Raw genomic sequence first — 14,278 nt, forward strand, 5'->3', positions numbered from 1 at the left:
GCGGGGGGAGCTGGCGCCAGTTTATTTCAGTAAAGGCTTATGCCTGTGGCCTCACAAACCCATATCAAAACTTGATTCGGGTCTTGATTTTTGGGCTGTTGTGACCCGCCTGGGAGCAGGCTCAGGGCTGTGAGTCCTGTCATGGTTCATTAGGCATGCAGTCAAAAAGTTAACGGAATATCATCAGGTAACCGGGTGGTAACTTTATCCAACAACCAAAGCGTAACTTGCGTCATGCCTTGGCACTCGAGGGAAGAGTTGATTAGAATCAAGGCTTTCTTTTGCTGTCACGCTCCATTTCAAGGAGCTATCCAAGGAGGCCGTTATGCCATCCATGGCACGTCTGGCCATCATACTTACCCTGATTTATGCCCTGTTTTGGGCTCTTGGGCCCCTGTTGACCGATATAGGGATCTGGGGAGCACAAGCTGATTATTACGGCCTGCCTTTGTGGTTTTGGCTGTCCTGTATTCTGACTCCATTATGTTTCATTCTGGGGCTCTTCTACCTGTTTGGCCGGGGAGGGCATAAAGAGTGACCACCCTTATCCCCGTATTGGTTTATCTGTTGCTCAGCCTGGTGTTGACCCGCTTTATTGCCGCCAGACAAGACAAGGCCAGCCTCTATCAGGATAAGGCGGCGCGCTTTTTTATCGGTGGCCGTTTTCTCAATGGCCCCATGTTGGCCTTGACGCTGGTGGCCACCTATACCAGCGCCAGCTCTTTTATCGGTGGTCCGGGCGCCGCTTACAAGATAGGTTTGGGCTGGGTATGGCTTGCCTTGATCCAGGTGCCGGTTGCCATGCTGACCCTGGGAGTGTTGGGGCCGAAAATTCTCGCGGCCAAGGCGCCTTACGCCACTTTGATTGAGTGGTTGGATGCTCGCTTTGAGCATAAAGGAGTCAGCATGTTGGCGCTGGGCTCCTTGGTGCTTGGATTTGTCGCCATGATTACGGTGCAGTTTATCGGTGGCGCCAGGTTGTTTGCCGGCGTCAGCGGTATCGACTACAGCTTGGGGCTGGCTCTGTTTGTGGTGACTGTGCTGGCTTACACCCTGAGCGGAGGTTTTCGGGCGGTGACCATCACTGATGCCTTTCAGGGGATAGTGATGCTGCTGGGGCTATTGCTGCTGTTTTTCACCTTGCTTGGCCATGGGGGGATGACAGAGTTGATGTCCAAGGTGGCCAGTGAAGACCCGGCATTGTTGCAACCCCACGGCAATGAAGGACAACTGGGCTGGCCCATGATGCTGTCGTTTTGGGTGCTTATCTGTTTTGGCACGCTTGGGTTGCCACATACTGTGGTGCGTTTGCTGGCGGTTAAAAATACCCAGGCGCTCAAGAAAGGTATTATTTGGGGCACCCTTATCAGTGTCTTGATGACACTGTTACCGCATCTCATTGGATTGATGGGGCGGGCGCTTTATCCCGATTTGCAAGTACCGGATGAGATCATGCCAACTTTGATCTCCGGACTGTTTTCGCCACTTTTGGCCGGGGTGCTGCTGGCGGCGCCCATTGCCGCCGTGATGTCGTCGGTGGACTCTATGTTGCTGCAGGCGGCGGTCAGTCTGGTGCGGGATGCCTGGGTTAAAGTCAGGCCACAAACCTCGGCGCAAAGCCAGCTGCGTTTGAGTCGCATTGCCATGTTGATGATTGCTGCGCTCGCCTGCTACTGGGCGCTGGAGCCTCCGGCCATGATAGTCTGGCTCAATCTGGCGGCTTTCGGTGCGCTGCAGGCGGTGTTTCTCTGGCCAATTTTAGCGGCGGTATTCTGGCCTTCATTGACTGGCAACGCCGTATTTGCCGCGATGATTTCCGGATTGCTGAGTTATGGAATGCTGCAATGGCAGGCCTTGCCTTTACCATTTCATATTCACCCTGTGGTCCCGGCCTTGCTGGTTTCACTCTTGGCCATGTTGGGCTGCCATGCATGGTTGTCTGCGCGAGCGGTTTTGGCGGTAGCGCCGGATAAGGCAGAGTAAAGAGCTATGCTTGATTGTTGAGTAAGGGATGAAACAAAAAAAGCGCAGTCATTGACTGCGCTTTTGGCTATTAAAGCGCTTATCAGAAACGGATCTGATAACCCGCGTAGACTACGCGGCCGATAATGTTGTGGGTATCGGCGTCATAACCTGGGTAGGACAGCTCATAGTTAACCGTAGGCATGGCATCGAACAGGTTACGGGCACCGACCGTGACTTTACCGAACTGGTCAAAGTCATAGTTCATGGCCAGATCCCAAGTGGTGAAGGAACCAAAGTCCTGCTTGTCGATGTTGGCAGCTTGCTGCTGTGGTGTTTCACCGGCATAGGAGTCGATGTACTTGGCGATCAGCGAGGCGCTGAAGGCATCGTACTCATAGCTGAAGGTGGAGTTGAAACGCAGCTCAGGATATCCCTTGGTACCCAGCACGTCGTAACGTGGATCGACCGGACTGGCTTGCTCTGTGTACTCCAGTGCATAGGTGCCGTCTAGGGCAAATTTCAGACTGCCGTAGTTACCCAGCTCGAAGCGCGAGCTGAAAGAGACGTCCAGACCCGAGGTTTGCACCCCGTCCATGTTGATGTAACCGGCGCCAATCTCTTCAATCTTGCCGTCGGTATCACGCTTCACATAGACATATTTAGGATCGTAGGCACCGAGACCTGTAGTGGCTTCCAGATCCAGGATAGTCTGGGCACCGACATAGCTGACCTGGTTGCTGATCTCAATGTTGTAGTAGTCCACAACCAGAGAGATATCATCTGTGATGTTCCACACAGCACCGAAGGCATACTGATCAGACTCTTCAGGTTTCAGCTCCGGATTACCTGAGCTCTTGCGCAGATACTGAGTTGACTCACACACATCGGCGCCTTCGCGTTGGTCAGGCGGTAGCATCTGACAACCTTTGGTGTCGATCACTCGGTCATAACTGGTAGCAGCTTCGCCCAGCAGATCATCCAGTGACGGAGCACGGAAGCCCTGGCCGTAAGAGGCGCGCAGGACCAGGTTATCCAACAACTGGTAACGCAGGTTGATAGAGCTGGACAGCTGGCCTTCATCCGGCAGGCTGTATTGGTCATAACGGCTGGCCAGTTTAACGTTCAGATCGTCGGTGACCGGCAGTTCCAACTCAACGAAGGCAGCCTTGTAGTTACGCTCACCGGCAGAGTCGCCACCGTAAGTACCCAGTACTTTGCCGGCAGCTTGCTGCGCATCGCGGCGATCGCTGAATTCCATCTTCTGGTACTCGGCGCCCACAGCGTAACCTATGTCACCGCCTGGCAGGGCGATAGGTGCCAGGGCTGCCCAGGAAATGGCTGTTGCTGTGGTCTTGGAATCCGCCTGACGGGTGGCTGTGTGCAGGAAGCTGTCCAGGGTTGCCTGAGTGGCATTACCGCCCAGAACAAATGGGTTATAAAGCCCGGCATCGACGGCTTGCTGCAGGTTGTCTTCAAACACATAAGAGTCTGTGCTTATATCCACCTGCTGATCTGAGTACTGTACGTACCAGTTCAGTGAACCGGCATCCAGCTCCAGGTTCAGCCCTGTCACCACGTCAACAACATCGGACTTGAACGTCGTGCTGCGATCGGCCACGCCTGTCAGACGGTGGTAAGCCTGTACTTCAGTTGCACCGGCTGTGCCATAAGTTGGGTTCAGTGGGTTGTCGGCTGCTATAAACAGGTTGGGGGTCCACAGTGCGGTTGAAGAAGTGGTGGACTTGTCACGCATCACAATCGCCTGACCGAACCACTCCAGATTATCGGTGATCTTGTAAGTCAGGTTGCTGAACAAGGAGTCTTTGGTCTGGTCCGGCAGATAATCGGTACCATCAAACATACTGTAGCCACAACGTGGACCATCTTTACTCTGAACGATTTGATCGGCGGGGCAGTCTTTACCTGGAACATAGTCACCAGTGTAGCTTGGCGTCTCAAAGGTTCCATCTTCTTTTTTGCCTGGGCGAGCAGCTACAGGGCGCCAGGTGCCTTCCGGTGCATACAGAGAACTGCGACCATAAGCTTTATCCCAGTTGGCAGTGAGATGTTCACGCTGGCCACCCTTGAGAGGATCAAACTTCTTATGCTCTATGATAACCAGACTGCTGCTCTTGTCGCTGGTGTTACCAAAGGTCATCGACGCCGACATTTCATCACGGCCACCCTGAGTCGGGTTGGCGAATTTCAGATCAAATCCGAGGCCATCATAATTTTTCTTCAGAATGATGTTGATTACACCGCCAATGGCATCGGAACCATAGATGGCTGATGCACCGTCACGAAGAATTTCAATACGCTCGATGGCGTCCATGGGGATTAGGTTAAGGTTGGTTGCATCGGCACCGAAGGTGGCTGATGGTGCAATCCGGCGGCCATTGATCAGGGTCAGGGTACGGTTTGAACCCAGGCCTCGCATGCCTGAGCTGGCGTGGTTACTGGCAGAGCTACCAGCGTCGCTGATAAAGCTGCCCGCCGTATTGTATGGCATTTGTGCCAGTACCGCAGAAACATCTGTCAGACCGGTTTTGGCTATGTCTTCAGAACTCATTACCGTCACCGGCAGTGCCGATTCCATGTCGGTACGCTTAATGCGCGAGCCGGTAACTTCGATGCGCTCCAGTTGTTGTTCGTTTTCGTTGGCTTGAACAGCGGGTAAGCTAAGAGAGGCAGCTGCAGCGCCGCCAAACAAGGCGAAGCGCACAGCTTTGCTGACACTGAGATTCATCATTTATATCCTTTTATGATATTTGTTTTATCTTTTTGTATTTATTAGGGCCGATAAAGAACAATTCGGCGACAAAATGTAACCATTAAGATACAAATAATACAAGTGGTTAAATGCTTATTGACTATCTTTTTGTTGTAATAAAGATGTAACCAAGTATTTTTAAATATTATTGATACAAAGGTTATTAAAATAAAAAACACAAAGAAAACAATGTTGCAACAATTGGCGAGAAATTAAGATGAGCAAATAATAAGCGGCGCGAATGCGCCGCTTATTTACAGGATTAAGTTCTGTTTAATCCAGTTTAGAAGGAATAGTTCAAACTAGTGTAGTAGAAGCGGCCGATGTTATCGTATGCAGCAGATCCTGCACTGGTTCCGGTTGAACCATAAGGCAAGTCCTTATCGAATAAGTTATCGATACCAAACTTGAGGGTTATGCCGGAATCAAATTGATAACCCAAAGCAACATCACTGATGAAGTAATCGTCGTACTGCATGTTGGAACTTGGGTTGGCATTAAGGGCCAGATCCTTATCTGTGTACAAGCTGACATCATTGACGAAACGGGTACGCCAGTAGCTGAGCCAGTTTTCATACTTGTAATTCAGAGTCAAGTTAGCCTGCCAATCGGCATATCCCAAAGTACCCGCCAACTCTTCATAATCACTGGGATCATCTTGGAAGGAGAAGTTACGACGTTTTATCAGGTGGGTCGCGATCAGGTTAGCACTGAAATCACCGCCGAGAATATCAGCCTTATAGGCCAGATCCAGATCCACCCCGGCTGCTTCCAGTGATGCCACGTTCAGCGCATGGCTTTGGATCAAGGTTATTTGGTGGGTTGAAGGATCGCGGGTGATCAAGTCACAGTACTGATTATTTATACCACTGGCCGAATCCAGGCATCGGTCAACTATGGTCTGTGCTCCGATGGAGCTGATGGCATCGTCGATCTTGATGTTCCAGTAATCGAGTGTCAAAGATAGACCTTCGATAAACTCAGGCTGGTAGATAAGCCCAACAGTGTAGCTGGTGGACTCTTCTGGCTTCAGTTCCCGGTTACCACTGCTCTTACCTTCTATCCTTTTGGCATCGTACTCATCATTGAAATCGGCAGGTACACCCATTGCAGCACAGTTCTTACGGCGGGTGGCTGAATCAGCCAATGTATTGAGGTTATCGATACGGCAGCTGTCTTTAACACTAAAGTATGTTTGACTCGGTGCACCAAACAGTTCGCTGATATTTGGAGCTCTGATGGCTTCGGCATAGGTACTGCGCATTCTCAGCTCATCGTTGATTTCCCAGCTTAGACCGGCTTTCCAGGTGGTCGCATTGCCTATGGTGCTGTAATCGGCGAACCGGACTGCCAGATCCATATCCAGCTGGCGGATCAGCGGTAAGTCGGCCAACAGCGGGATTGATACTTCCGCAAATACTTCCTTAACATCGAAATCACCTTTGTCTTCGCCCAAGGCATTGAAGAATGTACCTCCGGCATTCTCAGGCTCTTTAGTCTCACTTTCTTCTTTGCGGTACTCAACCCCGGTAGACAAGCCTACATAGCCCGCCGGTAATTCAAATAGCCCGGAATTGGTGATGGTGCCACCCAAAACAGTTTGCTTAATTACTGCATTGCCAACAGAAGTGGTATTGATATAGTCAATGGCTTCCTGGCTTGGATTACCGGCACCAAAAATGTTGACCGGTACACAACCTTCAGCGCGGGCGGTTTCGCTGCGACAGACTATGTTACCGTCGAGCATAACGGCATCGAGGGCATTTTGGTAGTTGGCATAGATCAGGTTGTTTTTGTTTACCCGCTCCAGATCTGTCTGACCATAGATGGCGTACAGATCATAGTCCCAATCGTCGGCCAAGACGCCTTCAAGGCCCAATACATAGCGCTGGGTTTCACGGGTGTCATCTTCTATACGTTGGCCCAGGTCAGCCATGAAACGGTTGATGACGATTGAATCCAGTGGTTGAGGAGTACCGTCCGCATTCTTGTTGTTCTTCATCAGAGCAACCAGGTTGGGATCCAGATAAGGGTTGTCAATCTTCACTGAGTTAAGCTTATTGCCAAAGAAGAAGGCCGGTTGGCTATAATTACTGGCCTGGCTGTTGACATATTTTGCCTCAAAGTAGAGGTTCATATCGTCATTCAACTGATAATTGCTTTTCAAGTTGAGGTTATAGCGTTTGAACTCGGGCTGCAGATCTTCAAACTGTCTCAAGTTGGTAAAGTCGCAGTCGACACAGTAGTTACCGTCGACTTTTGGGCCTATGTAAACATCACCTATGGTTCCGTCTGGATTGAAGGTTTTCCAACCATCCAAAAAGAAGGTACCGGCGTTGCTGATCCTGTAATGTCCGCCGTTTGGCAGGAAATACTTGTCCGGATCAGACGGGTTGTTGGAGTCAATGTAATTACCGTTAGCATCCTTGGGTCTATCGGTATTTTTCAGACTGGTAAATGAGGTTCTGGTTTGATCACGATCGAAAGCTCTGAGTCTATCCTGAGCGCTGTATTCCGCAGCGAAGGCGATATTACCGCGACCATCATTAATATCTTTGCCGTAAGAAAGCGAAATTCTGTCTTTACCAAAGTTACTGTCATCAGCCCGACCTTTAATAGCCGAGATATCCAAGCCGACAATATCTTTTTTCAGAATAAAGTTAACCACACCAGTGACCGCATCGGCACCATAAATGGCAGATGCTCCGCCGGTAATGACTTCTACTTTTTCGACCCAGGCACTTGGAATCGTGTTGACGTCAACCGAAGAGCTTCCCGCTGAGCTGGCAACATGACGTTTGCCGTTTACCAGCACCAAGGTTCTGTCGGTACCCATGGTACGCAGATCCAACAGGTTGGCACCGGCAGTACCAATGTAACGCCCGGAGTTGGCAAGGGAATAAGTGTTACCCAGCGCAGGCAACTGGTTGAGGGCTTCACCTATGTTGGTCACACCGGTAGACAGGAGTTCTTCACCTGAGATTACAGTCACTGGCGTTGGCGCCACGGCACCTTCACGAATGATACGTGAGCCTGTGATAGAGATTCGCTCAACGGCTGAATTTGCCGTTTGTTGTTCTTGTTCTGCCGACAATGCTGGTGCGGAATAGGCTGCAGTTGCAACACCACCAATTAACGCAAAGCGCACCGCTTTGGCTAATTTAGAATTAACTTGCATTATATCTCCCTGATACTTATGTATGATTTTTTATTTTTACACCCGAATTAATTAATAGATGTTTACGGATGTATCAAGAATATAACCTTGCAGAAATAAAAAGTGCAACATAGATGAAACAGATATAAATTGTTTGAATTAATAACAAATAAAGCTCTTTTTGTAACAAAGATATAACGTACGGTGTTTATTTTTTTAATTGCTTGATAATGTCGTGTTGTGTTTTATTTTTGTTTTTTCAAGGTGTGTTGTTTGTGGTGGTTTTGTTTTTATGGTGTGGTATTTTTGTTTTTTTACTTTTTTATTTAAGAGATGTTTTTATTTGTCTAGATACTTGAGTGAATATTTGTTGGCCATTGAAGATCTATTAATTTGCCAAAAGCGTGACAAGCGTCACACTTTTGGCGTTGTTGTAACTCGGTTTCATCATACAGATGACCAGGGGCGGTAGTGTCTGAGGTAACTGATAGCAACGAAGCCGACGATAGCACTGGCTATCACAAGCTCAATATTTCCAAGTAGCGCCAGTGGCCGGTGCAGTGATTGCAGCATGGGTTGGCTGTTGCACCAGGCGGCTGTTTTCAGTAGAGCTGTGGCGCCTATCACCATGGGGAAGGTGTAAGCAGCAAACCCAGGGCTGAAAGGGAGGCGCAGCAAGTGCAGGAAGGCCAGATAGATGACCAGGGTCATCAGCAGGGCCAGACTCAGCAGCAGGGCGACCAACCAAAGCTCAGGCTCAGGAGTCAGGGTCAGATAGCCGGCCAAAGACAAGCTGGCCGGTGCTGCCAGAATCGCTATGGTAGGCTTGGCTGCATCCGCGACCGGATTACAGAAAATCAAGCGATAGAGCATCACAGGCAGCATCACCAAGTAACTCACCAGGCCGAACATCAGAATGATGTGAGCGATTTGAGCGCCTACCTCGCCGGCTTCGGCGCCGGGAAAGGTCACAGCTGCTACCACCATGCCGATAGGGGGCACAAACCAACTGGGCACCATATGCTCCAGGTTGAAGTCCATTGCTCTATGCAGCACAAAGGCAGCCAGTAAACAGCAGTGAATGGCGATAGCCGCCAGCCAGATCAGGAAGCCACACAAAGGAAGATGGATCCCTACGGCTTTGGAGATCACCATCAGTGCCATGGCAAAGGTGGGCAGCACACTGCCGACCACTGGGTGGCGCAGTTCTTCATTCAGTAATTCAGGATGCAGAATGAATTTGACTGTCAGCAGAGACAGTAATATGCCGGCAACCACCGCGCCCAATGCCAGACCGGGAAATTCTGCTGATACGTTTTCCCAGGCCCAGCCCAGGCTAGCGATAGCCAGCGCCAATCCGGCCAATGGGCTTGGCAGTCGCTTGAAAGCGGCTTTACTAAACTTGGACTCGCGAGTGCTGAGTTCTTCAGTGGTAGTGGCAACGAGTTTCATACTGTGACCTCTAGATTCCAATTTGATGGTCCTAGTCTAAAATCGGTCTTTGGTTAATAAAATTGAAATTAAATTATTCATTGATTCAAATTTATTTAAGCTTGCAGCGCAGCAGAGTATGTCCAAGTCCTATGTCATCGATATCTTCATCGACATAAAAACCCGCTTGTTGCAGTAGTTTCAGCAGTACCTTGGAGTGATACATACGACTGTTGCCGTTGGCCATGGCGGTGAAGTAGAGCGAGGTGGCATTGACACAATAGGCGGAGGCGGCATTGGGTTGTCTGTCCCAGAAGGTTTCCAGAATGCAGAGCTCGGCTGTCGCCGGCATGGCTTTGGCACAAGCCTGCAGGATGGCCAGGATTTGTGCCTCGCTGAAACAGTCGAGGAATTGGCTCATCCAATAGAGATCGCCGTCGCTAACAAAGGGGCCGTCAGGAGCAAGCAGATCGCACGCCAGACCGGATATCCGCTCGCTTAAACCTGCAGCTTTTGCGGCCTCTGCGGCCAGTTCAAGCTGGGGAGCGAGATCCATTATGGTTACCCGGCACTGTGTGTTGTATTCGGCACACTTCAAGGCCCACTTGCCGGTATTGCCGCCGATATCCACCAAATGAGTCGGCCCATTGGCAAATATGCGCGGCATCAGGCTGTCAAAGGCATGATCTGAATAATAGTGGTCAAAGGCGAACCAGCTGTGTTTGGCTTCTGTCGGTAACTGGCTCAGAGCCGGGTAAATAGTGGGCCAATCGCCGAAAACTTTCAGTCCCTCGGGAGCGCCTTGTTCCAGCGCTTGCTGCAGATGAAACAGGCCTTGGTAGCAAATGTCGTGGATAAAATTGAGATTGGTGGCGGCCATATCGTCATGCAGCAGAAACCAGCCTGTCTTGTCGAGAATGTAATTGTCTCCCTTGTGCCAAACTAGTCCCATGGAGAGCGCCATATCGAGTAAAACGCCCAGAGCATATTCTGTCAGCCCGGTTTTTTCTTTGAGTATCTCAAGGCTGGTACCTTCATCGCCTGCGGCATCTATATGCTTGAGGATGTCGAACTGCAGCAGGCAGCGGGTCACCTGAAAACTGACCGGAGCGAAGGCGATTTTTTGTGCTTCAAATTTGGCCTCGAAGGCACTGAGTTTGGCGGGTTCACTAAAAAAGGGCATTGTCTTAGCCGTGGAAAAGGTTCAAAAAGAGTCTTTATGGCGCAAAGCACAAGGCAAGTACAGGCCAGCTGAATGAAACTTTGATCAAGAGGGCAAATATGTGGTTAATGCCGCTTTTGATTTCGGGATCAAACGGGATATTTTGAGCGATAGAGTTCAGGACGAGAGGCTGGCATAAAAAAGCCCCATCATTAGACAGGGCTTTCAAGTTGCGATTTTACTTACTGCACGTTTTCCTGATCGCCGAATTGGCCGACAAACAGGGCTGAGGACAGATAACGCTCGGCAGCCGATGGCAGGATCACCACTATGTTTTTGTCTGCAAATTCCGGTAGGGCGGCGATGCGGTTGGCGGCAACGACGGCAGCACCGGAGGAGATACCCACTAAAATGCCTTCCTCTTTCATCAGCCTGTGAGCCATCTCTATCGCTTCGTCATTGGTGACCAGTTCTACCTTGTCAATCAGTTCCAGATCCAGGTTACCCGGAATAAAGCCAGCGCCTATGCCCTGGATCTTGTGCGGACCCGGCTGCACGGGTTGGCCCGCCAGAGTTTGGCTGATCACCGGCGAGTCGGTTGGTTCAACGGCCACAGCTGTGATTGCCTTGCCTTGGGTGTTTTTGATATAGCGGCTCACACCTGTGATGGTGCCGCCGGTACCGACACCGGCAACAAATACATCGATTTGACCATCGGTATCGTTCCAGATCTCTGGACCTGTGGTTTTTTCGTGGATTTCAGGGTTGGCCGGGTTGTCAAACTGCTGCAGCAGCAGATATTTATCCGGCGCTGATTGGCGGATTTCCTCGGCCTTTTCGATGGCCCCTTTCATGCCCTTGGCACCATCAGTCAGTACCAGGTTGGCGCCCAGAGCCTTGAGCAGCTTACGGCGCTCGAGACTCATGGTGTTGGGCATGGTTAAAGTCAATTTGTAACCTCTGGCCGCGGCAACATAGGCCAGCGCAATACCCGTATTTCCTGAGGTGGGTTCAATCAGCTCTATGTCTTTGGTCAACAGGCCTTTTTTCTCGGCGTCCCAAATCATATTGGCACCAATACGGCATTTGACACTGAAGCTTGGGTTACGGGCTTCTACCTTGGCCAGCACCTTGCCGTTGCTGACGCGGTTAAGACGAACCAGTGGGGTGTTACCAATGGTATAGGAATTGTCTTCGAAAATTTTGCTCATGGCTTGCTGGCCTCCTTTGATTGCATCCCTAAAGCATAATCCTCATGAGATCAAAGAGAAGTGAATCTTTGTTCTTCTTTATTCTTTTTAGTTATTACATGAATCTCTGTTATTCGTAACTTCGGAGTAAGCCAGTTTCGCTTTATGTTAATCTCAACGCCGAATTGATGTTAACCAAAAAACAACATTCTATTTCAAATAGGAGAATAGCCTTGGATTACAAGGGTAATGCCCAGGAGGCAAATCCGAATCGCACCGGGGAACAGGGCGGTCGTAAACGGTATCCGGGTAAAGATCCCCGCAGCATAGTGACGCCGGCCGCATTCAGCGTGGCGCCGGAGCTGCTCTACACCCCCTTGGCAAAACCTTGGAAACGGGCGCTGGCTATCATGATAGATGGTTTATTGGTGGCTATACTGGCAGAACAGGCCGGCCCCTTGTTTGTGCTTTTGGTGTGCCTGCTGGCTTACTATATACACAATCATGCCAACAGGATCTCCACTTGGGCCAAGGGGCTTTTGTATCTGTTTATGGCGGCGGTTTTGCTTTGGTCTGCGGTGCCACAGATGATTAAGGTCAACGGCCTGCAACAGAGTCGCGATAATGAGATTCAGGGGCAGACACTGCTGACCTTGACGCCGCAACTACTGCGTTTGAGTCTGTGTGAGAACAAGGCCTGCGCTCAACATGAAGCGGGTTTGCTGGTTCATGCTGCGGCTGAGGCAGGGCTGTCACGCACCCAGGCCGAGACTATGCTGCAAGGTGCATTGGATGACTTGCCGCTTGCTTCAGCCGATATTGCGGCGATAAATGCAGACTTGATGCCGCAATTGGCTTCAATGAAGCACGAGTCTGTAGCGGCACTCAATGCACAGACTAACGCACAAACCGATGCAAAAAACGATGTAAAAACTGATGTAAAAAACAATGCAAAAATCGACACACAAACCAAGCCAGTATCTGCCGAAGACGACTCAAGACCGGAAGCTGAAGAGGACGAGCAGGAGGAAGAAACACAATACAGTCTGCTTGCTTGGGCCAAGGGGATGCTCAATGACCTCGGGTTTGGATTTGGCTGGGCGGCATTCTATTTTACCTTGTTCACTGCCTGGTTTGATGGTCAGACTTTAGGCAAAAAAATCATGCGGGTGCGGGTGATTGCCCTCGGAGGTGGTAAGCTTTCCCTATGGGACGCCTTTGGCCGTTACGGGGGATACGGCGCAGGCTTTGCCACTGGACTGCTGGGTTTCTTGCAGATTTTTTGGGATGCCAACAGGCAAGCCATCCAGGATAAGATCTCAGCAACAGTTGTCATTGATCTGAGTAAGCCACGCGTGAGTCCAACAGAGACGATGCTGCAGGCAGAACAGGTCACAAAACAATAAGAAGGTAGTTTATGAAGGATGCGATTGTCATTTCCGGTACCGGGCTGTTTACCCCACCGGAAGGAATAACCAATCAAGAATTGGTGGACAGCTTCAATCAGTATGTTGACCTATTCAATACCGAGAACCGCGCCCAGATAGATCTTGGCCATGTGGCGGCGCTGAATTACTCATCGAGTGAGTTTATCGAGAAGGCTTCAGGCATCAAACACAGATTTGTGATGGTCAAAGAGGGGATCTTGGATCCTGAAGTCATGATGCCGTTGATCCCTGAGCGTGCCAGCGACAACCTGTCACTGCAGGCTGAAATGGGCGTGCATGCGGCCAAGCAAGCGCTTGATAACGCCGGCCTCAAGGCGGATGACATTGACTTGGTGATAGTTGCCTGTGCCTACACCCAGCGGGCCTATCCGGCGATGGCGATTGAAATTCAGCAGGCTCTTGGTACCCGGGGTTATGGCTTTGATATGCAGGTCGCCTGTTCCTCGGCGACTTTTGCCCTGGTGACAGCGGCTAATGCCATTCGCAGTGGTAGCGCCAGGCGTGTGTTGGTCATCAATCCTGAGATATGTTCGGCTCAGGTCAATTATCGTGACCGCGACAGCCACTTTATTTTCGGTGATGTGGCTACGGCTTTGGTATTGGAGCCGGCTGCGACTTGCCGCGCCCAGCAAGCCTTTGAAATTCTGTCGAGCCGCTGTTTTACCCATTACTCAAACAATATCCGCAGCAACTTTGGTTTCCTTAACCGTTGTGATCCGGCCACGTCCGGCGAGGCCGATAAGCTGTTTCATCAACAGGGACGCAAGGTCTTTAAAGAGCTGCTGCCCATGATATACAAGCATTTGGATGTACAGCTCGAAGAAGCTGGTATCACGCCGGAACAGTTTAAGCGTCTGTGGCTGCATCAGGCCAATATCAATATGAATCAGTTTGTGGTGAAAAAGCTCCTGGGTGAAACGCCTGAGCCTTTGAAGGCGCCTGTGGTGCTGGATCAATACGCCAATACGGCATCGGCCGGTTCTGTAATCGCTTTCCATAAATATCACCAGGACTTCAAACCGGGGGACTTGGGCCTGTTGAGCTCCTTCGGCGCAGGTTACTCCATCGGCAGTTTAATTCTGCGAGCTTGTTAAGACCTGGCTTTCCTCTACCATGAAGCATAAAAAATGCCTGCAACAGCAGGCATTTTTGTGT

General features: G+C 50.4%; 9 protein-coding genes. 4 read left to right on the plus strand and 5 right to left on the minus strand.

All coding sequences use genetic code 11. The features are described 5' to 3' along the window. The first annotated feature begins 325 nt into the window (after positions 1-325). Together RC73_RS00595 and panF are read left to right on the plus strand one after the other, a co-directional pair. Positions 326-538 (plus strand): DUF997 family protein, encoded by a 213-nt coding sequence (locus RC73_RS00595; protein WP_039032805.1) that lies wholly within the window; start codon positions 326-328, stop codon positions 536-538. Then, complete coding sequence (gene panF, locus RC73_RS00600) at positions 535-1,983, plus strand: sodium/pantothenate symporter (RefSeq protein ID WP_039032806.1); 1,449 nt, start codon at positions 535-537, stop codon at positions 1,981-1,983. The genes RC73_RS00595 and panF overlap by 4 nt, the downstream gene beginning before the upstream one ends. A gap of 82 nt (positions 1,984-2,065) precedes the next feature. Here the strand turns inward: panF and RC73_RS00605 are convergent, their stop codons facing one another. The 5 genes from RC73_RS00605 to cysK all read right to left on the minus strand — a co-directional run bounded on the left by RC73_RS00605 (position 2,066) and on the right by cysK (position 11,696). Continuing rightward, positions 2,066-4,714, minus strand: a complete 2,649-nt coding sequence (locus RC73_RS00605; protein WP_039032807.1) for a TonB-dependent receptor plug domain-containing protein — start codon at positions 4,712-4,714, stop codon at positions 2,066-2,068. Positions 4,715-5,018: 304 nt separating this feature from the next. Beyond that, positions 5,019-7,913, minus strand: coding sequence for a TonB-dependent receptor domain-containing protein (locus RC73_RS00610; protein ID WP_039032808.1), 2,895 nt, complete (start codon positions 7,911-7,913; stop codon positions 5,019-5,021). A 426-nt stretch (positions 7,914-8,339) separates the two neighbouring features. Beyond that, positions 8,340-9,344 (minus strand): TDT family transporter, encoded by a 1,005-nt coding sequence (locus RC73_RS00615; RefSeq protein WP_039032809.1) that lies wholly within the window; start codon positions 9,342-9,344, stop codon positions 8,340-8,342. A 91-nt stretch (positions 9,345-9,435) separates the two neighbouring features. Beyond that, the gene (locus tag RC73_RS00620) at positions 9,436-10,506 is read right to left on the minus strand and encodes a methyltransferase (protein WP_039032810.1); all 1,071 of its coding nucleotides are present in this window, start codon (positions 10,504-10,506) and stop codon (positions 9,436-9,438) included. 221 nt (positions 10,507-10,727) lie between these two features. Further along, a complete protein-coding gene (gene cysK / locus RC73_RS00625; protein WP_039032811.1) occupies positions 10,728-11,696 on the minus strand; it encodes a cysteine synthase A in 969 nt (322 codons plus the stop codon). Positions 11,697-11,908: 212 nt separating this feature from the next. Between cysK and RC73_RS00630 the strand changes: the two genes are divergently transcribed. Both RC73_RS00630 and RC73_RS00635 read left to right on the plus strand, forming a co-directional pair. Beyond that, positions 11,909-13,081: an RDD family protein gene (locus RC73_RS00630; RefSeq protein ID WP_052247897.1), complete on the plus strand. Its 1,173-nt coding sequence runs from the start codon at positions 11,909-11,911 to the stop codon at positions 13,079-13,081. An 11-nt stretch (positions 13,082-13,092) separates the two neighbouring features. Further along, complete coding sequence (locus RC73_RS00635) at positions 13,093-14,217, plus strand: beta-ketoacyl-ACP synthase III (RefSeq protein WP_039032812.1); 1,125 nt, start codon at positions 13,093-13,095, stop codon at positions 14,215-14,217. Positions 14,218-14,278: the final 61 nt, after the last annotated feature.

The sequence above is a fragment of the Shewanella sp. ECSMB14102 genome, from assembly GCF_000813075.1.
GTDB lineage: Bacteria > Pseudomonadota > Gammaproteobacteria > Enterobacterales > Shewanellaceae > Shewanella > Shewanella indica.

Coding starts and splice junctions, on each gene's coding strand:
- RC73_RS00595 (WP_039032805.1), top strand. CDS start 326: ATGCCATCCATGGCACGTCTGGCCATCATACTTACCCTGATTTATGCC.
- RC73_RS00605 (WP_039032807.1), bottom strand. CDS start 4,714: ATGATGAATCTCAGTGTCAGCAAAGCTGTGCGCTTCGCCTTGTTTGGC.
- RC73_RS00610 (WP_039032808.1), bottom strand. CDS start 7,913: ATGCAAGTTAATTCTAAATTAGCCAAAGCGGTGCGCTTTGCGTTAATT.
- RC73_RS00615 (WP_039032809.1), bottom strand. CDS start 9,344: ATGAAACTCGTTGCCACTACCACTGAAGAACTCAGCACTCGCGAGTCC.
- RC73_RS00620 (WP_039032810.1), bottom strand. CDS start 10,506: ATGCCCTTTTTTAGTGAACCCGCCAAACTCAGTGCCTTCGAGGCCAAA.
- cysK (WP_039032811.1), bottom strand. CDS start 11,696: ATGAGCAAAATTTTCGAAGACAATTCCTATACCATTGGTAACACCCCA.
- RC73_RS00635 (WP_039032812.1), top strand. CDS start 13,093: ATGAAGGATGCGATTGTCATTTCCGGTACCGGGCTGTTTACCCCACCG.